The organism is Cellulomonas alba (assembly GCF_030362835.1).
GTDB lineage: Bacteria > Actinomycetota > Actinomycetes > Actinomycetales > Cellulomonadaceae > Cellulomonas > Cellulomonas alba.
Genome location: NZ_JAUCGQ010000003.1, coordinates 158,076 through 178,200, shown reverse-complemented (window position 1 = coordinate 178,200; position 20,125 = coordinate 158,076). Strand labels below are relative to the sequence as shown.

The following is a 20,125-nucleotide window of genomic DNA, read 5'->3' as shown; positions in this document are numbered from 1 at the left end:
AGGGCTCCGGCTCTCCCGAGGTGGTTCACATGCGCCACAGTCAGTGCAGCCGGACGACGTCACCGGTGCCCGCCGGCGAGGATGGCCTGGCGCCGTGACGTCGTTGCAGACGCGCGCGGCGCTCGTCGACCGCGTGCACGAGACAGCGGTGCTCGACGCGGCGATCGAGCAGCTGCTGGCGGGGCACGGGCCGTTGGTGAGGATCGACGGCGACCCCGGGGTCGGCAAGACCGTCCTGCTGGACACGATGGCCGCCCGCGCGCGGGCGAAGGACGTGACGGTGCTCCGCACGCGCGGCACCGAGTCGGAGCAGCACCTCTCGTTCGCCGCTCTGCACCGGCTGCTGCGCCCGCTGCTCCCGCGGATCGACGAGCTGCCCGCGGGTCAGCGTGCCGCCCTGCGCGGCGTGTTCGGGATCGTGGACGGCGCGCGGATCCCGGACCGGTTCGTCGTCGGACTGGCGGTGCTCGAGCTGATGGCCGACGCCGCGTGGCGCTCGCCGCTCCTGCTGATCGTGGACGACCGGCAGTGGCTCGACCCGAGCAGCCTGGACATCATCGAGTTCGTGGGCCACCGGTTGGACGACCTGGCGGTGGGCGTCGTGTTCGCGCAACGGGAGGCGGACGACCTGCTCCGCGACGACTCGACGCGGCTGCACGTCGAAGGTCTGGACGACGCGAGCGCTGCCGGCATCGTCCGCCGGCGCTTCCCGGAGCTCGAGGACAGCAAGGTGAGCAGCCTGGTCCGGCTCTCCGAGGGCAACCCGCTCGCCCTCCAGGAGCTGACCCCCGCGGACGTGGAGGCATACACGCTCGCGCAGAGCCAGCTGGGGTCGACCCCGAAGCTGACGCGACGGCTCCAGGACGCGTTCGGCGAACGCGCGCGCGGCCTCCCGGACGCCGCCCGGTTGGCGTGCCTGGTCGCGGCGCTGCAGGACGGCGAGCACGTGGCGGTGACGGTCGCTGCGTCCGCCGCGGCGGGAGCCGTTCGGACCGAGGAGGTGTCGGCGCACCTCGACCTCGCCCAGGCGGCGGGAGTGCTCGCGGTCGACGACGCGAGCGTGCGGTTCCGCCACCCCCTCGTGCGGGCTGCCGTCATCGCGCAGGCGACCATGACCGAGCGTCGCCGCGCCCACGAGGCCCTGGCCGCGGTGATGCCCGACGAGCCGGCCCGACAGGCGTGCCACCGCGCGGCGGCCGTCGTCCAGCCCGACGAGGCCATCGCGTCCCACTGCGACGCCGTCGCCGAGCTCTGCTCCGCCGAGGGCTCGGTCGTGCTCGCGCACACCCTCTTCGAGCACGCTGCGCGGCTGTCCGAGGAGGCGCAGATCCGGCACCACCGCCTGCTGCGCGTCGCTGAGGTCGCGTTCGAGATGGGCCGGTACGTCGAGGTGCGCGAGCGCGTGGAGCAGCTGCGCACCGGCGACCTGCACCCTGCGGACCGCGCCCGCCTGGTCCTGCTGGAGATGGCGTTCGACGACGGGGTCCCCGAGGGGGCGGACGCCGTGCACCGGTTCGTCGCGTCCGCCGAGGCGGCGATCGCGGTCGGTCAGGGCGCCCTCGCCGCCGGTCTGCTCGTCGTCGCGGGGCGGAACACCTACTGGGGCGCCACGGCCGACCTGCTGGGGCCGGCGATCAGCGCGGCGGCCGCCCGCCTCGGGGACGACCCGCAGGAGCAGCTCCTGCAACTGGTCGTCAGCTCGTTCCTCACCCCGTTCGCGTCCGGGCACGCCGTCATGTCGACCATCCGCGCGGTCGACGAGACCGCACTCGACGACGAGGTCGTCGCGCTGCTCAGCCAGGCCGGCTTCGTCATCGGGGACTTCACGCGGTCCCTCGAGCTCGCCGGCGCGGCCTCGACCGGCCTGCGACGGGACGGTCGCCTGGGGTTCCTCGCGGCCGCGCTCGTCCTGCAGGCCTTCTCGGCGCTCTACATGGGGCGGTGGGACGTGATGCTCACGGCGTCCGAGGAGGCGGCGAGGCTCTCGGCGGAGACGCACCAGCCGGTCTGGCTCGCCTGCGCGCGCCTGGCGCGAGCGAACCTCGGCGGCCTGCGCGGCACGCCGACCGAACCCGAGGCGATCGCGGCGGAGGTCGAGGCGGTGGCTGTGGCGACGAGCAACGCCTCGCTGATGAACGGCGTGCAGCTGAGTCGCGGGCTGGCCGCCCTCGGGGCCGACGACCCGTCGCGCGCCTGCACCGAGCTCGCCCGCATGTTCGACCGGCAGGACAGCGCCTTCCAGATGCCGCAGTCGGTCTGGGCCGTCGACTACTACCTCGAGGCGGCGGCGATGTCAGGCCGGCTCGACGAGGCCCTCCCGGCGCTGCGGGAGGTCGAGGAGCTCGTGCGGCCGACCCCGGCGCCCGGGGTGCTCCGCGCGGTCTCCCTCGCGCGGCTCTTCGCGGCCGACGACGACGTCGACGCGCGCTACGCCGAGTGCTGCGCGGTGCCGTCGACGCCGTGGCACCAGGCGCGCCGCGACCTCTTCTACGGCGCGTGGCTGCGCCGGCACCGTCAGAGCGTGCGAGCTCGGCAGCTGCTGCGGTCGGCGGCGTCCACGTTCGAGGCTCTCGGCGCCCGGGCCTGGGTCGAGCGAGCCCACCGCGAGCTGACCGCGGCCGGCGCCCGGCAGATCGCGGAGAAGAAGCCCGACGCGTGGTCCCTCCTGAGTGCTCAGGAGCTGCAGGTCGCCCGGCTCGCGGCCCAGGGGCTGACGAACCGCGAGATCGCGGCCCGGCTGTTCCTGTCGCACCGCACCGTGTCCTCGCACCTCTACCGGCTGTACCCCAAGCTCGGCATCGCCTCGCGAGGCCAGCTGCACCTCGTCCTGGGGCTCGACGCAGCCGGCGGGTGAGCCCCCGTCCCACGTCGCCGCAGGTCAGGGGCCCCGAGCGTGAGCGAGGCGCCGGCCCGTCCCACTCGACGACGGGCGGTCACGCCACCCGGTCTACCGCGGACGAGCCGGGCCCGGTGCGGCGAGAATCCGGGTCATGGGTGCCGATGCGGCGAACGGCCCGGGCACGACCTGGTCCCGTGGGATCCCGAAGACATCGGCGCTCAGGTCCAGATCGGACCCGTCGGGATGGGTGTACGGCATCTCGGCCTGGTAGCTCGTCCCGAGGCGCGCGGTCGTCACCGGGGCGACGACGTCGAGGTCGCCCGCGTGGTCCACGGCGACCCGGACGGTCCCGGCCTCGGCGTCGACCACGTCGACGCGCACCGGTGACGTACCGATCACGAGGGCCGTCGGTTCCTCGCGGAACGGCTCGGCGCCGTCCGCGTAGAGGTTGCCCTCGATCCAGACCGGGAGGCGTGGCCCGGCCAAGGCGCTGCCGTGCTCGTTCGGGTACTCCTGCGATGTCGGGTAGGCGTCGTACTGCGAGGTTCCCACGGGGGTCGGCACGAAGGTCGCCTGGCCGGGCACGCCGTCCATGTCGACCGCGCCGGACCAGAAGCTGGCGAGCGCCGGTTCGGCCTGGGCGCCGGGCTCGGTGCGCTCGCCGGCGGCGCCGTCACCGACGAAGACGTTGTTGTAGAACCGGTTGTCGCCGCCGAGGATGTTCGAGACGCCGTAGACCGCCGTCGAGTGCGGCATGTGGTACGGCGTGTACCGCTGGTGCTCCGTGCAGTTCGCGATGCGCCCGGCGAAGTAGTTGTGCACGTACGCGCCGCCGGTCGACATGTCCTTGACCGACCACGGGGACAGGAAGAGGTTCGAGTCCACGAGGTACGGACCGTGGCAGACCTCGACCATGAAGTCCTCGGCGGTCGAGGCGTAGAAGACGTTGCGCCGCACCAGGGTGCCCTGCGCCTGCCAGTCCAGCCACAGGGCTCGGTGTGTGTGGTGGATGGTGTTTCCGCTGATCACGGTGTCGATGGCGGCGTGCAGCTTGATTCCGGCCACCTCGGCACCGTGCCACTGCCGCTTCACGTGGATGCGCGAGATGTGGTTGTCGGCGATGGTCGAGAACGCCGCCCCCAGATGCCCGACGACGCCGGCCTGCTCGCAGTCCCGGATCGTGTTGCGACGCACGGTGTGGGAGCCGACGTGGTCCCGGTGCCAGGGGTGCGGCTCGCCCGCGCCAGGCCCGCCCAGCACGAGCGCCCGCTGGATCACCTCGCGCTCGCGCTGCGTGCCGCCCTTGGCGCCGTGCGGCCCCGCGGCCGCCTCGTTCTGACCGGTGCTGGCCTCCTTGCCGAGCGAGACGCCGACGTTCTTCGAGTCGGTGATCGTGTTGTCCTCGATCACCCAGCCCTTCGACCAGTGCGGGCCGATCAGGCCCTCCTGCAGCGCGGTGGGCGGGGCCCACTGCGTGGCGGCCTTCGTCAGGGTGAACCCGCGCACCGTGACGAAGTCGATTCCCGTCGCCTCGGGCCAGAAGACGAAGGTGCGCGCATTGATCTCGACCTCGTGCGCGGCCGGGTCTGCACCCCCGAAGTTCGCCCAGATCGTCGTGACGTCGTCGCCCACCTCGCAGTACCAGGTCAGCAGCGAGCCCTCCGGGTCGAACGAGCCCGGGGTGACCTCCGGGTGCTCGACGCCGCCGAGAGTCAGCGACTCGTACATCGACTTGCCGTCGAGATACACCTCGCCGGTGTGCCAGGTGTTGACCTGGTCGAAGAACCAGTCCCCGCCGATGCGCTCCGCGTACGGGTTGCGCGCCCCGAACACGGCGTTCGGGACCTCCGTGATCCACACGCGGCCCTCGGCGCCGGGTTGGGGGCGCCAGTCGGTGACCACCTCGGCACCGGAGATCGTGACGGGCTCGAAGCGGCCGTCCGGGCCCACCGCGGCCTGGTAGGTGATCGGAGCGTCGACCGTGCCGCCGCGCGGTGGGTTCACCCACTCGCGGTACACGCCTTCGTGCACGGCGACGGTGTCGCCCGGCAGGGCAGCCTGAGCGGCCCGGTTGATGGTGCGGAACGGGGCGTCGGCCGACCCGTCAGCACGGTCGGAGCCGGTGGTGGTGACATGCAGGACGGTCACGACAGCGCCTTTCGTAGATCACCGGAGTCGTGTGGTGGTGCGCGCGCCTCTCGTAGGCGCCCGCCAGAGCGTCGCGCGTCTCGGCGGCAGGACGGTATCCGACGAGGCGAGGGCCGGTACCGGACACCGGCTCGCGTCGCCTCGCGTCAGACCTCCGCCTCCTCCGGCTCGGGTTGCACGTACCCCCGAGCGACGAAGAACCGCTCCAGCAGGTAGCACCACCACACGAGGATCAGGCCGGGTGCGACGAATGCCGCGGGCATGAAGTTCCAGATGGCGACGCCCGCGAGGACCACGGCGATCGCGAGCAGGAACGTCAGGCTGGGCGTCGTCAGCCCCAAGGTCAGCCCGTTGCGCACCTGGCGCCAGGTGGGATTGGTGAAGCGGGCTTCGAGGGGGAGGCACCAGAAGAGCAGGAGCAGGAGGAAGAGCCCGACGACGAGGAGCGGCACCAGGACCTGGGCCAGACCGAGGGTGGGCAGGGAGGAGAGCGTGAGGATGCCGGCGGCCGCGACCGGGACGGCCAGCAGGCCGATGACGGTCGCCTGCCTCCAGCTCTGCCGCCAGGCCTTCGTGGCGATTGCCCAGAGGCCCGCGTCCTTGCCCAGGACGTAACGGCGGCACACCTCGTAGGCGACCACCGTTCCTGCTCCTGCCGTCACGACGAGACCGAGGCTCAGGAGCCAGAACAGGCTGATCACGATGACGGAGCCGAGCGAGTCCAGGACGCGCCACAGTCGCGACGCGGGGTTGAAACGGAAGATGGTCGGGCCTCTCAGTGTGCGGACGTGCGGGTCGTGCGGTCGGGGCCGGCCTCCCGCGGCGGGCGGGAGGCCGACGCCATCAGCCCTTCACGGAGCCGATCATGAGACCGGACACGAAGTGCTTCTGCAGGAACGGGTAGACGAACAGGATGGGGACGGCCGCCACCATGGTGATCGCCGACCGCAGCGCGATCGGCGACGTGACCTGCCCGCCGGCCGCTGCGGCAGCCGCGCCGCCCGCCTGGCCGGCGCCGTTCATACCGGAGGCCATCGAGCTCGACAGCAGCTTCTGCAGCTCGTACTGCAGGGTGGACAACCACTGCTCGTTCGAGTTGTACAGCAGCGTGTCCAGCCAGGAGTTCCAGCTGCCCACGGCCACGAACAGACCGATCACGGCCAGCGTGGGCTTGCACAGCGGCATGATGATCTGCCACCACGTGCGGAACTCGCCCGCGCCGTCGAGCCGCGCCGACTCGATGACCTCCTCGGGAATCGACTTCATGTAGGTGCGCAGGAGGATGAGGTTGAACGCGCTGATGATCGTCGGCACCCAGTAGGCCTGGAAGCTGTTGAGCATTCCCAGGTCCTTGATGAGCAGGTAGTTGGGGATCAGCCCGGCGTCGAAGTACATCGTCGCCACGAAGATCAGGGTGATGGAGCGGCGGAAGATGAACTCGTTGCGGCTGAGCGCGTAGGCGAGCATCGAGGTGAAGAACAGGTTGGTCGCCACCACCACGACCGTCTTCAGCACGCTCATGAAGAACGCCTGGTAGAGCGTGCTCATGTGGAAGACGACACCGTAGTTCTGCAGCGAGAACACTCGGGGCCAGATGCCGATCCCCCCGCGGATGGCGTCTTGTCCGTTGTTGAACGAGATGGCGAGGGTGTTGAGCAGCGGGTAGATCATGAGCGCCGCGAGGAGGACCAGGAAGGTCGTGTTGAGCGTCGTGAAGACGATCCGTTCGGTCGTCCACTTCTTCCGGGGCGACCGGGCGTGTGAGGGGTCGTGCGACAGAGGCTCCGAGGCGATGGTCGCCGGCTCCGAGGCGATGGTTGCCATGAGGTCCTCCTAGACCAGCGTCTCTTGGTTGAGGCGCTTGGCCGCTAGGTTCGCCGAGCCCACCAGGATGATGGCGACGATGGTCTTGAAGATGCCCGCGACGACGGCGAGGCTGTAGTTGCCCAGCTGGTAGCCGTAATGCAGCACGAAGACGTCGATGGTCTGGGCCCGCTGGGCCACGAGCCCGTTGCCGAGGAAGTACGGCAGCTCGAAGTTCGTGGACAGGATCCAGCCGCTGTTGATGATGAGCAGCACGACGATCGTGGGGCGGATGCCCGGGAGCGTGATGTTGAACATCTTGCGGTAGCGGCCCGCGCCGTCGACCTCGGCGGCCTCGTACAGAGTCGGGTCGATGGCGGTGATCGCGGCGAGGTACAGGATCGTGTTCCAGCCCAGCTCCTTCCACAGGTTCGTCCCGGCGACGATTCCCCAGAAGTAGTGCGGCTGGGTCAGGAACAGGATCGGGTGGTCGATGAGGTGCAGGTTCATGAGCCCCTGGTTGATGAACCCGCCGGAGGTCGGAAGCGACAGGGCCACCGCGGCCAGGCTCGCGACGATCACCCAGCTGAGGAAGTGCGGCATGTAGGTGATGTTCTGCAGGACGCGCTTGAACGGAAAGTTCTTGACCTCGTTGAGCAGCAGCGCCAGGACGATGGCCCCGATGGTGCCGACGATCAGGGAGAGCAGGGACTGCCCGAGCGTGTTGAGGACGACATTGCGGAACTGCTTGCCATTGACGCCGGTGAACAGGTTGCGGAAGTTCTCGAGGCCGACCCACTGCTGGTTCCAGACGTTGCCGCGTCCCGGCCGGTAGTGCTGGAAGGCGATCACCCACCCGTAGGCCGGGACGTACTTGAACAGGATTTGGTAGAGGAGCAGCGGGACCGCCATCACGAGCAAGGCTCGCTGCGCCCAGACCCGGTCCCAGGTGATCTTGCGCTTGGGGCCCTTCGCGGCGATCTTCCGGGCCTTGCGCTTCGATGCACGCGAACTGGTCGCGAGCGGAAGGGCCGTCTCCGGCCCACCAGCGTTCGCATACGTGCTGACCGTGGCGTCAGTCATCTGTCCAACCTCGTCGTCGGGAGCTGCGGGTGGTGATCACGAACGTGTCGTGGTGGGGGGCTCGCGCCCCCCACCACGAGTGCTCGCGACGAACCGTTACCAGTTCTTCAGGCGGTCCTGGATGCCCTGGTTGATGGCGTCCTCGTAGCTCTTGACGTCGATCTGGCCGATGGTGTCGGTGTAGGCCTTCCAGTTCTTGTCGAAGTCGGACGTCTTGCCGGCGATGATCTTCGGCAGGTTCTGCACGGCGGCGTCGGTCAGCTGCTGGTTGGCCTGGGTGGCCGCGTCATCGAGCTTGATGTTCCACGCCGGGTAGTACTTCGGGTTCTCCGGAGCCTTGTTGACGAACTCCATCCAGGTCTTCTTGTTGTACTTCTCCATGAAGCTCTTGTCGTACGCGGACAGCGTCGCGTAGAACTCGGTCGGCTGGTCGTCGGGGCTGAAGGCGTTGCCGTCGGAGAACGTGCCGTTGTGCTTGGGGATCATGTCCAGGAGCGCCATGAGCTTGTTCGAGGCCATCCAGGTGAGGTCCTTGGACTGGGCGCGCTGCTCGTCCGTGCGGGTGAACTTGCCGTCGGCGCCGACCTGGTAGTCCTCGCCCTCGACGCCCCAGGAGAGCACCTTCTGCCACGGCTCGGAGAGCATCATGTCGAGGAACTTGAGCGCCTTCTCCTTCTGCTTGCTGGTGGAGGAGACGCCGAAGCCCTGGTTGATGTTCATCACGGCACGGTCGGCGTAGTACGGCGTGGCACCGTCGTTGACGGGCATGAGCGGCACGTAGGTGTACTGGTCCTTGTGGGCGCTCCGCAGCGAGTCGGTCGCGTTACCGAACTGCCAACCCTGGTCCTGCATGCCGAGGACGGCGCCGCTCGCCAGCTTCGCCTGGAACTGGTCGTTCGTCAGGGTGAAGGTCTCGGGGTCGACGAGGCCCTGGTTGTACTGGCTGTTGAGGCTCTGGTACCAGTTCTTCGCGGTGTCCTTGTCGGCGTAGATCGACGCGTGGTTGTCCTTGTCGACGATGACGCCACCGTTGTTCGGCGAGCCGGCCAGCATCGCCGGCGGGTTGGTCAGGATCCACTCCGACCCGGTCGGCGCGGGTGCCTCGAAGCCGACCGTCGGGGCGCCGTCGGTCGTCGGGTTCTTCGCCTTGTAGTCGGAGATGAGCTGGAAGTACTTGTCGACCGTCATGTTGCTGAGGTCCGGGTAGCCGGCGTCCTCGAGCACGCGCTTCTGGATCCAGAACGCGGGGCCGTAGTACGTACCGCCGGTGACGTCACCGAAGAAGCGGTTGTAGTTCGGCAGGATGTACAGGCCCTTGTCCGTCGCGGCGCCCGAGTAGCTCATCTGCTTGATGTACGGCTTGGCGTAGTCCTCGACGTTCGGGTACTTGCCCGTCTTGAGCATGTCGTCGAGAGGCGTGAGCGCGCCGCCCTCGATGAACCGCAGCTTGAGGTCACCGGTGCCGATGAGGTCGGGGTAGTCGCCGCCGGCGAGCATGACGCCGATCTTCTGGTCGGAGTTCTCCGGGGTGACGAGCTCGTACTTCAGGGTGACGCCGAGCTTGTCCTGCAGCAGCTTCGTCAGCTTGTTGTCGGCAGCCGGGATCTGGTGCGTCGACTCGATGTACACCGAGAGCGTGGTGGGGTTGCTGGGGGTCAGCGTCCCCGACTTGTCCGCGAGATCGCCCGCGGGGATGACGGCAGGCTTCGAGGGGCTCGCGTCGGTGGCGGCGTGACCGGTACATCCGACAAGTCCCACTGACACGGCTGCAGCCAGGACAACAGTTGACAACTTCGTTCTCGCGGTACGCACCGAGGTCTCTCTCCCTTGAGGACAGTTCCGGTCGTCCTTGACCGGAACGTGCACATCGGACGCGAGCCGGGACTTGCGTCCCTTGCGTCCTCATCCCGAGCGGGATTTTAGCGTTAAAGTAGAGAGGCCCTTGCGAGCCGTCAAGGCATCGCACGTCTCGAAATGATCACGGCCACATCGCGCAACGTGAGAGGCCGCATGCGCCACGTCCTGGAGAACGACGCTCCCGCCGCCCGGTTCGCCGACTGCTACCTGCTCGGGAACGGCAGTCTGGGGGTCGCCGTCCGTGGCGGCGTGGGCGCCGAGCGCCTGAGCCTGAACCTCGACACCTTGTGGTCCGGCGGGCCTGTGACCAGGGGAGACGCTCGACCGCCCGGGGACGTGCAGCAGCTGCGCGCCGCCGTGGCCGCCGGCGACCACGCCCGAGCGGACAGGCTCGCCCGGGCGCTGCAGGCGAGCGCCTGGGTGCAGTCGTTCCAGCCCCTCGGTTGGATCGACTGGCAGTACGACCCTGGTCGCTCGGACGTCCCGACGGGGTACCGCCGGAACCTCCATCTGCTCTCCGGCATCGCCTCGACCGCCGACGCGACAGGCGTTCTGCTCGAAACTTTCGTGTCCAGCCCCGATCGTGTGCTCGTCTGCCGCGCCACCGGACCGTCGACGACGGCCGTACCGCGCGTGGGCAGCCCCCACCCCGTGGTGACGTCGTCGTCGTCGGGGGCGGGTGTCACCTGGATGACGATGTCCGGCCGCGCGCCGGCCGACGTCCTGCCGCACTACGTGGACGGCGAGCCCCCCGTCACCTACGCGGCCGACGACCCCGACGCCGACGGACTCGTCGACGCGGGCATGGGGTTCGCCCTCGTCGTCGCCTGGGTTCCCGACGAGTCGGGCGGGTCCCTCGTCGCCGCCGCCGAGAGCGGCTTCCGGGGGTGGCAGAGCAGGCCGAGCGCCGACGTCGAGGCGCTTGCCGCGGTCGCGCGTGCCCGCGTCGAGGCGGCGCTGGCGGTCGACGTCGGCGAGCTCCGCCGACGGCACGTGCTCGACCAGCAGGAGGTGCTGGGAGGGTGCGAGCTCGACCTGTCGCCGTCGGCGGCGAGCAACCCGGAGGCGGCGCGGGCCGAGCTCTACTTCGACCTCGGGCGCCACCTCCTGGCGGCTGGCTCTCGCCCTGGGACTCAGCCCCTCACCCTCCAAGGCATCTGGAACGACGACGTCCGCCCGGCCTGGAGCAGCAACCTCACCACGAACATCAACACCCCGATGAGCTACTGGGGCGCGGAGGTGAGCGGGCTCGGCACCCTGCACGAGCCGCTGCTCGATCTCGTCGAGGACCTGCTGGAAGCCGGACGGCGGACGGCACGCGAGACGTACGGCGCCCGCGGCGCGTGCGTGCATCACAACACCGACCTCTGGCGGTTCACCGATCCCGTGCCGGGGTTGCCGCAGTGGGTGAACTGGGCGTCCGCGCTGTGGTGGCTGACGGACCACGCCGTGCAGCACCATGCCTACCTCGGGCCCGGACCGGAGGCTGACGCGTTCCTGGCGAACCGCGTCCTCCCCGCGCTGCGCGCGTCCGCCGCGTTCGCGCTCGACATGCTCGTGCCGCACTCCGACGGTGCCCTCGTCGTCAGCCCGTCGAGCTCCCCGGAGCACGCGTTCCTCGCCGACGGCCGGCCCTACGCCGTCACCTGGGGCAGCGCGATGGACCAGGAGCTCGTCCACGACATCCTGACCTCCACCGTCGAGCTCGTCGGCAGCCGCGGCCGGGATGCCGACGACGCCGAGCTGGTCCGCGAGGCGTCCGCCGCGCTCGCGAGGCTGCGGCTGCCCGTGGCGTTCGACGGCATCCGTGCGGAGTGGGCGGACGACCTCGAGCCGGAGGAGGTCGGGCACCGCCACCTGTCCCACCTCTACGGCGTCTTCCCCGGCCACCGATCGGGCGCGGTCGAGCCGCAGGAGGAGCTCCAGGCGTCGCGGGCGGCGCTCGCGCTCCGTCTTGCCGAGGGCTCCGGGTACACCGGATGGAGCCAGGCGTGGGTGCTCTGCCTCGCCGCGCGCCTGCGTGACGGCGCGCTCGCCGAGCGCGCGATCGAGACGCTCCTCGGCCCGCTGTCGTCGCGCTCGCTGCTCGACCTGCATCCCCTCGACGGATGGCCCGGCGGAGCGGTCTTCCAGATCGACGGGAACCTCGGTGCCGTCGCGGGGATCGCCGAGCTCGTGGTGCAGTCCCACGACGGGGTCGTCGCGCTCCTGCCGGCGTTGCCCGCCGGCTGGCCGTCGGGACGCGCGCGCGGGCTGCGCGTCCGGGGTGGCGACGTGGTCGACCTCGAGTGGGAGGACGGAGCTCTGGCAAGCGCGGTGATCCACGCCGTGGCCACGCGCGACGTGGTCGTCGAGCTGCCTGGCGACGGCCAGGGGCGGGCCAGGCGAACCGTGTCCCTGCGGGCCGGCGAGACTGCCGTCGTGGTGGCGCCGTAGCCTCGACGGTCAGGCGACCCACGCGGCGGACAGCCCGGGGCATGCCCGGCACGGCTCGCTCGAGCCTGTTTGCCAACGAGCATTTTATCGATAATGTGACGCCACCCGGCGGCGTTGCCGGGCGGCGCGGGGCCTCGTTCCAGATCGCTGGGCTGGCACGATGCGGTGGGGAGGAGGATGCGCATGGTTCGGATGGCGGACGTCGCGCGTGAGGCGGGCGTCTCGGTGATGACCGTGTCGAACGTCCTCAGCGAGCGCCTTCCGGTCGCTGACCAGACGCGTGCTCGCGTCATGGCCGCTGTCGAGGCTCTCGGGTACGAGGTGAACCTGACCGCTCGCCACCTGCGTGCGGGGCGGACCGACACCGTCGCCTTCGTCGTGCCCAGCTTCCACGACTACTTCGGCGAGCTGGCCGACAAGATCGCCCCGCTGATCGAGGCCGGGGGCCGCCATCTCGTCCTCGAGCGGACGAGCGCGAGCCCGGAGCACGAGATGGCGGCGCTGAGCGTCGCACGTCTCCAGTTCTACGACGGCGTCCTGCTGTCCGTGGCCGGCCTCGACAGCGACGACCTCGAACGGGTCAGCAGCTCCAAGCCGATCGTGCTGCTCGGCGAGCGTGACGTGCCCGACCGCTTCAACCACGTGCGCCTGGCGAACGAGGAGGGCGCCCGCCTCGCCACGGCGCACATGATCGAGCACGGCTCGCGGCGCATCCTCGCGCTGGGCTGCACGTTGGACACGACACACATGATGCCGTCGGACCGCCGCATCGGGTGGGAGCGCGCGCTTCGTGACGCCGGCATCGACGTCGACCCGCGCTACGTGGTGCCCGTCGCCAACTTCACCTCGGCGGACGGACGCGATGCCATGCTCGACGTCATCGCGTCCGGTCTGCCGTTCGACGGCGTCTTCGCCGCCACCGACATCGTCGCGCTCGGCGCCGTCGCAGCCCTGGCGGAGCGCGGGCTGCGCGTGCCGGTCGACGTCCAGCTCGCCGGGTTCGACAACCTCGATGTCGCGCGATTCGTCCCGCCGGGCCTCACCTCCGTGGACGCGAACCACCAGGGCGTCGCCGAGACCGCGGTGGGCCTCCTTCAGCGGCAGATGGAGGGCCGGCCGGCCCCGGCCGAGCACGTCGTCGCACCGGTCCGGCTCGTGGTGCGTGGCTCCACCCGCGGCGGTGCGTAGGCGCTGCACCGCTGCGCGGACGGCCGCGCGCCCCTCGAGCAGTCCGGTCGAAGGAGACCCGCTGTGAGCCCGCCTGCGCGCAGGCGGCGCAGCCGCGCCGTCCCCGCACTCCTTCGTCGAGCTCCTCGCTGAAGCCCTGCAACGACGGAACACGACACCGATGGGAAAGCAGTGACGACGAACACGACGGCGATCATCGACCTCGACCTGCCCGGCGCCACGATCAGCCGGCACGTGTACGGGCACTTCGCCGAGCACCTGGGTCGATGCATCTACGGCGGGTTCTGGGTGGGGGAGGACTCGCCGGTCCCGAACGTGCGCGGCATCCGCTCCGACGTGGTCGACGCGCTGCGGGCGATCGCGATCCCGAACCTGCGCTGGCCGGGCGGCTGCTTCGCCGACGACTACCACTGGCGTGACGGGATCGGCCCGCGCCACCAGCGGCCCCGGATGGTCAACTCGCACTGGGGCGACGTGGTCGAGGACAACGCGTTCGGCACCCACGAGTTCATGGACCTGTGCGACCTGCTCGGCGCCGACCCGTACGTGTCGGGCAATGTCGGGTCAGGCAGCGTGGCGGAGATGTCGGACTGGGTCGAGTACCTGACCCGGGCGGACGACTCGCCGATGGCGGCGCTGCGCCGGGCGAACGGGCGCGACGAGCCGTGGCGGGTGCCGTTCTGGGGGTTGGGGAACGAGGCGTGGGGGTGCGGCGGGAACCTGCGCGCGGAGCAGTTCGCGTCGTTGGCCCGGCAGTACGCCACGTACTCGCGCGAGCACGGCGGCAACGCTCTCTACCGGATCGCGGCCGGCGCGAACGAGGCGGACCTGCACTGGACCGAGACGCTGATGCGTTCGTTCGACGACCTGGCCGCCGACCCGGCCGAGCCGGCCCGGCCGTTCCAAGCCGTGTCGCTGCACTACTACACGATGTCGGGCTCGTGGGGCGACAAGGGCGATGCCACCGGCTTCGGCACGGACGAGTGGTACACGACGATGGCCAGGGCTCACCGCATGGAGGAGCTGCTCACCCGCCACTCGACGGTGATGGACAGGTACGACCCGCACCGCAAGGTCGGCCTCGTCGTGGACGAGTGGGGCACCTGGTGGAACGTGGAGAAGGGCACGAACCCGGGGTTCCTGTACCAGCAGAACACGCTGCGCGACGCGCTGGTCGCGTCCGTGCACTTCGATGCGTTCCACCGGCATGCCGAGCGGGTCGTGATGGCGAACATCGCGCAGACGGTCAACGTGCTGCAGGCGATGATCCTGACGGACCCCGACACGGGCGCGCTGGTGCTCACCCCGACGTACCACGTGTTCGCGATGAACGCCGGGCACCACGACGCCGCCGCGCTCGACGTGCACCTGCGTGGCGTGGACACCCGGACCGTTGACGGGTCCGAGCTGCCGCTCGTCTCGGCGTCCGCGTCGGTCAAGGGCGACGCCGCGCTGGTCTCGTTGTCGAACCTCGACACCGACACCGACCGCACGGTCGTGCTCGACCTGCGCGGCCGCGACGTCGTCGGGCACGAGGCGCGGGTGCTGACCGCGCCGGCCCTCGACGCGCACAACACCCCGGAGCGGCGCGACGCCGTCGCGCCGAGGGCGCACGACGGCATGCGGCCCCACTCGCGCGGCCTCGAGGTCGACCTCCCCGCCCACTCCTACGTGACCGTCGGTCTCGACCTGCGTTGATGGGACGCGGCGACCAGGCCTCACCCGCCGACCGGTTCCGTGGCGGCGACATCGAAAGGACGAGGAGATGAGACGACTGGCGCCGGAGCTCGAGGCGCGCCGGCACCTCGTCGAGGACTACGCGGAGTTCGGGCAGATCCCCGAGGCGGCCGTCGCGCAGTGGAAGGCACCGTTCGGGCCGCCCGAGGACTGGGACCTGAACGTGGTCGACCAGACGGTCCCCGGCCCGCACGGCCCGGTGCCCGTGCGCGTCTACACGCCGGTGGGCGCGCCGCCCGACGGCGGCCGACCGTGCCTGGTCTGGATGCACGGCGGAGCGTTCTCGTGGGGCGATCTCGACATGGCGGAGGCGCACGAGGCCGCCCGCGGCATCGCCGGCCGCGCGGACGCCGTCGTCGTGTCGGTCGACTACCGCCTGTGCCCGGTGATGCCCGAGCTCGGCGGCACCGTCGGCGACCGCGTCGACGAGCGCGGCGAGCCGGTCCGGTTCCCCGTCCCGCAGGACGACTGCACCGCCGTGCTCGACGCCGTGCGCGCGGACCCGGCACGCTTCGGGGTCGACGCGGCTCGGGTCGCGATCGGTGGCGCGAGCGCGGGCGCCTTCCTCGCGGCGGCCGTGACCCTGCGAGCCGTCGAGGACGGCCGGGCGCCCTGGCAGACCTTGCTGGTGTACCCGATGCTGCACCCCTGGGTGCCGGCGCTCGGGCCCGAGCTCGCCGAGGCGGTGGAGGCCGCTCCGCGCGCGCTCCAGTTCCCGGCGTGGATGATCGAGGCCACGAACCGCACCGTGCTCGGCCGCGAGCCGGAGCAGTCCGACGACCAGGCGTTCCCCGGCCTCGCGGCCCGTCTCGAGGGCTTCCCCCCGACCTACGTCGAGAACGGTGAGTTCGACGCGTTCCGGGCGAGCGGCGAGCTCTTCAGCACGCGGCTCCGCGCGGCACGCGTCGACGTCGTCGAGGTGACGCGGGCGGGTGTGCCGCACGGGCACCTCGACTCGGTGGGGTTCGGACCCGCGCGGGACACCCTGGACGATCTCGCCCGGCGGCTGGGCGCACCCGCCCCTGCGGATCGGCCGCCGTCGAACCCCTGAACCTCCCCGACCGACGACACACGGACAACCTGAGGTGCCCGGCCGGGACGGACCGGAGGCGGCACCGCGTGGACCGAAGGAGATCTCCATGCCGCAGGAAGCGCACGCGCTCGACGAGCTTCGCGTGGACGGCGCGCCGCCGTCGGACGCGCCGCTGAACCACGTGTGGAACCAGTGCGTCGGTGCCGGCCGGGCCAACGAGGCGCTGCGCGCCGACTGGCAGGCGCACTTCCGCGAGGCGGTGGACGTGCTGGGCGTCCGCTACGTGCGGTTCCACGGCCTGTTCCACGACGACATGTTCGTGTACCGCGCCACCTACGGCGGGGGGTTCGCGCCGCCGGGAGAGCTGCCCGAGCCGCTGATCACCTTCAGCTACGTGGACATGGTGTTCGACATGATCCTCGACGCCGGCGCGCGCCCGTTCGTCGAGCTGGGGTTCATGCCCCGCGAGCTGGCCACGCAGACCGAGACCCTGTTCTGGTGGAAGGCGCACTGCAGCCCGCCCTCGGACATGGGGGAGTGGGTCCGCCTCGTGACGGCCACCGTCGAGCACTGGATCGAGCGCTACGGGCTCGAGGAGGTGCGGCAGTGGCCGTTCGAGGTGTGGAACGAGCCGAACCTGGTGCCGCACTTCTGGACCGGCACGCGCACCGAGTACTTCGAGCTGTACGAGGCCACCGCGCGGGCGCTGAAGGCGATCGACCCGCAGCTGAAGGTGGGCGGCCCGTCGACCTCCGTGTTCGTGCCCGACGCCCGCTACGCCGGCGAGGACTACGACCGCGCGGCCGAGTTCGCCACCGGCCAGGCACCCGACCCTGACGCGCTCGACTGGCAGCCGGTCTGGGTCCGCGAGCTCATCGCCTACTGCGCCGAGCGGAACCTCCCGGTCGACTTCCTCTCGACCCACCTCTACCCCACGGACTACGCGGCCGATGGCACCGGCAACGGGTTCACGGCCATCCACCGCCACGTGGACGCCACCGAGCAGGACCTGCGCCTCATGCAGGAGCTCATCGCGGCGAGCCCGTACCCCGATGCCGAGCTGCACATCACCGAGTGGTCGAGCTCGCCGTCGAGCCGGGACCGCACGCACGACACCCTCTTCGCCGCCACGTACATCACGCGCGCGTTCCTGAAGGGCGCCGCGCTGGCGGACTCGATCTCCTACTGGACGTTCACGGACATCTTCGAGGAGGGCGGCGCCGGGCTCGGCCCGTTCCACGGCGGCTTCGGGTTCGTCAACGAGCAGGGCATCCACAAGCCCACGTTCCACGCCGTCGCGATGCTGAACCGCCTGGGCGACCGCGTCGTGCACCAGGACGCGCAGGGCATCATCACCCGCTCGTCCGACGACGGCCGCGTGTCCGCGCTCTTCCTCAACTACCCCGCCGAGATGGGCACCCGCGGCGTCGAGCAGCACGACTCCTACGCCGCAGCGCGCGCGTACCAGGAGGTCGGGACGGCCCGACGGGTACGCCACACCGTCGCGGGCATCGAGCCGGGGACCGTCTTCGGCGTGGAGCTGCTCGACTGGGAGCACGGCAACGCCGCGGAGGCGTGGCACCAGATGGGGGAGCCGCTCAACCTCACTCGCACCCAGACCGCCGAGCTCAGGGCCGTCGCGGACGACCTGCGCCGGTGGACGGTCACGGTCCCGGAGTCGGGCGTCCTCGAGATCGACATCGACCTGCCGGCCTGGGCCGTCGCCTCCGTCTCCCCGGTCGCCCCGACGGCGGTCGCGGTGCCGACGCGGTGACGGTGCACGCGTGACGCCGCCCGGCGTTCGGCACCTCGTCCTGTCCCGGGACGGCTGCTCCGTCGTCCTCTCGGTTCCCGTCACGGGACTGCCCGCGGTGCTGCACTGGGGTGCCGACCTGGGTGCGCTCGGGGCCGAGGCGCTCGACGCGCTGGAGTGCGCCACGTCCCGGCAGACCGCGCCGGGCACCCTCGACACCGCGTGGCGGTTGTCGCTGCTGCCGCAGGAGGGTGACGGGTGGTCCGGGCGACCTGGCCTCCTGCTCGCCCGCGACGGTCGTCCGGTGTTCCCGCGATGGCGGGTGTCCGACGTCGACCACTCACAGGACGATGCCTGCGTCCGGATCACCGCGACGTCGGACGGACTCGTGCTGCGGTCGCGGCTCGCCGTGGGAGCGGGCGGTCTCGTCGAGGTGGCTCACGAGGTGACGAACACCGGCGGCGGGCTGGTCGAGGTCGTGCACGTCGAGGCGACGCTCCCGGTGCCGAAGACCGCCGACCGCCTGACGTCCTTCGGCGGACGATGGAGCCAGGAGAAGGCGCCCACGACCATGGCGATGCCCTCGGGAGCATGGTCGCGCGAGACGCGCCGGGGCCGGGCCGGGCACGACCAGCCGTGGGTCACGTTCGCGACCGAGGGCGAGCCGCTCAGCACGACGGGCCAGGTGTGGGCGGTCCACCTGGGCTGGAGCGCCGACATGCGCCACCGGTGCGACCGGGTCTCCGAGCACGTGACGCTCCTCGGCGCCGGTGAGCTGCTGCGCCCGCACGAGCTCCACCTCGCCGCCGGCGAGACGTACCGGACGCCCACCGCGTACTTCGCGTGGTCGGACGCCGGCCTCGACGGTGTCTCCGCGCGCTTCCACGCCTGGGTCCGCGCGCGTGAGCAGCACCCGCGCTCGACGCGGCCGCTCGTGCTCAACGTGTGGGAGGCGGTGTATTTCGACCACGACCCGACGCGGCTCGAGGCGCTGGCACGTCGAGCGGCGCAGGTGGGCGTGGAGCGGTTCGTCGTCGACGACGGCTGGTTCCTCGGCCGCCGCGACGACACGTCCTCGCTGGGGGACTGGGTCGTCGACCCGGTGCAGTACCCCGACGGGATGGAGCCGCTCGCCGACCTCGTCCACGGCCTGGGCATGCAGCTCGGGCTGTGGTTCGAGCCCGAGATGGTGTGCCTCGGCTCGGAGGTGGCCGAAGCCCATCCCGACTGGTTGCTGCACAACCCTGCGTCGGTGCCGGACCCGGAGGGGCTGTCGCATCGTCACGAGTACGTGCTGGACCTGGCGAACCCCGATGCGTTCGAGCACGTGCGCTCGCAGATGTCGGAGGTCATCGGCCGCCTCGGGGTCGACTACGTCAAGTGGGACCACAACCGAGACCTGCTCGAGCCGGTGCACGACGGCCGTCCGGGTACCCACCAGCAGACGATCGCCGCCTACCGGCTCATGGACGTCCTCAAGGCCGCACATCCGGGCCTGGAGATCGAGTCGTGCTCCTCGGGTGGTGCACGCACCGACCTGGGGATCCTCGCGCACGCCGACCGGGTGTGGGGCAGCGACAACAACGACCCGGTGGAGCGGCAGGAGTCGCACCGCTGGACCGAGCTCGTCCTACCTCCCGAGCTGATCGGCTCGCACGTCGGGCCGTCTCCCGCGCACGTCTCGGGCCGCACCACCGAGCTGTCGTACCGTGCCGCGGTCGCCCTCCAGGGGCACGCCGGCCTGGAGTGGGACCTCATGGGCTGCACGGAGGACGAGCTCGAGCGGGTGACCGCCTACGCGGCGCTGTACAAGGAGCTGCGCCCCTTGCTGCACACGGGCACCGTGATCCACCCCGACCACGTCGACCCGGCCCTTCGCGTCCGCGGCGTCGTCGCTCCCGACGGGTCCCGGGCGCTCTTGACGGTGACCAGCGTGCGCGGAGCGGACGAGGCGCTCGCGCCGCGCCTGCGCCTCACCGGGCTCGACCCCGACCGGACCTACACCGTCCGGGTCCGTGACGAGATCGGAGGGGCGCGGATGGGGAGCTGGTGCACGCCTGCGTGGATGAGCAAGGAGCCGTTCGAGGTGGGCGGACGGGTCCTTGCCGAGGTCGGCCTCCAGCTGCCCACGCTCCAGCCCGTCCAGGCACTCATCCTGCAGCTGGACGCGGTCGATCCGCGCTGACGCCGAGGGGCGCGGCTGACGGGCCGACGGCCGCTCGGTCGCTCGCCACGTCGGGATCTCCGC

At 71.0% G+C, this 20,125-nt stretch carries 12 protein-coding genes; 7 read left to right on the top strand and 5 right to left on the bottom strand.

From position 1 onward, the window contains the following. Nucleotides 1-94: 94 nt before the first annotated feature. Nucleotides 95-2,854, top strand: a complete 2,760-nt coding sequence (locus tag QRT04_RS15845) for a LuxR C-terminal-related transcriptional regulator (RefSeq protein ID WP_289456576.1) — start codon at nt 95-97, stop codon at nt 2,852-2,854. A 93-nt stretch (nt 2,855-2,947) separates the two neighbouring features. Here QRT04_RS15845 and QRT04_RS15840 read toward each other — a convergent pair whose 3' ends face one another. The 5 genes from QRT04_RS15840 to QRT04_RS15820 all read right to left on the bottom strand — a co-directional run bounded on the left by QRT04_RS15840 (nt 2,948) and on the right by QRT04_RS15820 (nt 9,637). Next, the gene (locus tag QRT04_RS15840) at nt 2,948-4,987 is read right to left on the bottom strand and encodes a right-handed parallel beta-helix repeat-containing protein (RefSeq protein WP_289456575.1); all 2,040 of its coding nucleotides are present in this window, start codon (nt 4,985-4,987) and stop codon (nt 2,948-2,950) included. 146 nt (nt 4,988-5,133) lie between these two features. Then, entirely contained in the window at nt 5,134-5,688 is a 555-nt protein-coding gene (locus QRT04_RS15835) for a YesL family protein (RefSeq protein ID WP_289456574.1), read from the bottom strand. A gap of 142 nt (nt 5,689-5,830) precedes the next feature. Beyond that, nucleotides 5,831-6,811 carry a carbohydrate ABC transporter permease gene (locus QRT04_RS15830; protein WP_289456573.1) on the bottom strand — a complete coding sequence of 327 codons (981 nt, stop codon included), beginning with the start codon at nt 6,809-6,811 and terminating at the stop codon, nt 5,831-5,833. Between the two features lie 9 nt (nt 6,812-6,820). Continuing rightward, nucleotides 6,821-7,702, bottom strand: a complete 882-nt coding sequence (locus QRT04_RS15825; protein ID WP_289456572.1) for an ABC transporter permease — start codon at nt 7,700-7,702, stop codon at nt 6,821-6,823. A gap of 267 nt (nt 7,703-7,969) precedes the next feature. After that, complete coding sequence (locus QRT04_RS15820; protein ID WP_289456571.1) at nt 7,970-9,637, bottom strand: extracellular solute-binding protein; 1,668 nt, start codon at nt 9,635-9,637, stop codon at nt 7,970-7,972. Between the two features lie 246 nt (nt 9,638-9,883). Here QRT04_RS15820 and QRT04_RS15815 point away from each other — a divergent pair, with 246 nt between their 5' ends. The 6 genes from QRT04_RS15815 to QRT04_RS15790 all read left to right on the top strand — a co-directional run bounded on the left by QRT04_RS15815 (nt 9,884) and on the right by QRT04_RS15790 (nt 20,062). Continuing rightward, nucleotides 9,884-12,166: a glycosyl hydrolase family 95 catalytic domain-containing protein gene (locus QRT04_RS15815; protein ID WP_289456570.1), complete on the top strand. Its 2,283-nt coding sequence runs from the start codon at nt 9,884-9,886 to the stop codon at nt 12,164-12,166. 183 nt (nt 12,167-12,349) lie between these two features. Further along, nucleotides 12,350-13,354 (top strand): LacI family DNA-binding transcriptional regulator, encoded by a 1,005-nt coding sequence (locus QRT04_RS15810; protein ID WP_289456569.1) that lies wholly within the window; start codon nt 12,350-12,352, stop codon nt 13,352-13,354. Between the two features lie 171 nt (nt 13,355-13,525). Continuing rightward, nucleotides 13,526-15,052 (top strand): alpha-N-arabinofuranosidase, encoded by a 1,527-nt coding sequence (locus QRT04_RS15805; RefSeq protein WP_289456567.1) that lies wholly within the window; start codon nt 13,526-13,528, stop codon nt 15,050-15,052. A 67-nt stretch (nt 15,053-15,119) separates the two neighbouring features. Next, nucleotides 15,120-16,142, top strand: a complete 1,023-nt coding sequence (locus tag QRT04_RS15800) for an alpha/beta hydrolase (RefSeq protein ID WP_289456566.1) — start codon at nt 15,120-15,122, stop codon at nt 16,140-16,142. A gap of 88 nt (nt 16,143-16,230) precedes the next feature. Next, entirely contained in the window at nt 16,231-17,898 is a 1,668-nt protein-coding gene (locus QRT04_RS15795) for a GH39 family glycosyl hydrolase (protein ID WP_289456565.1), read from the top strand. A gap of 10 nt (nt 17,899-17,908) precedes the next feature. Continuing rightward, on the top strand, nt 17,909-20,062 hold the full coding sequence (locus tag QRT04_RS15790; RefSeq protein ID WP_289456564.1) for an alpha-galactosidase: 2,154 nt from the start codon (nt 17,909-17,911) through the stop codon (nt 20,060-20,062). Nucleotides 20,063-20,125: the final 63 nt, after the last annotated feature.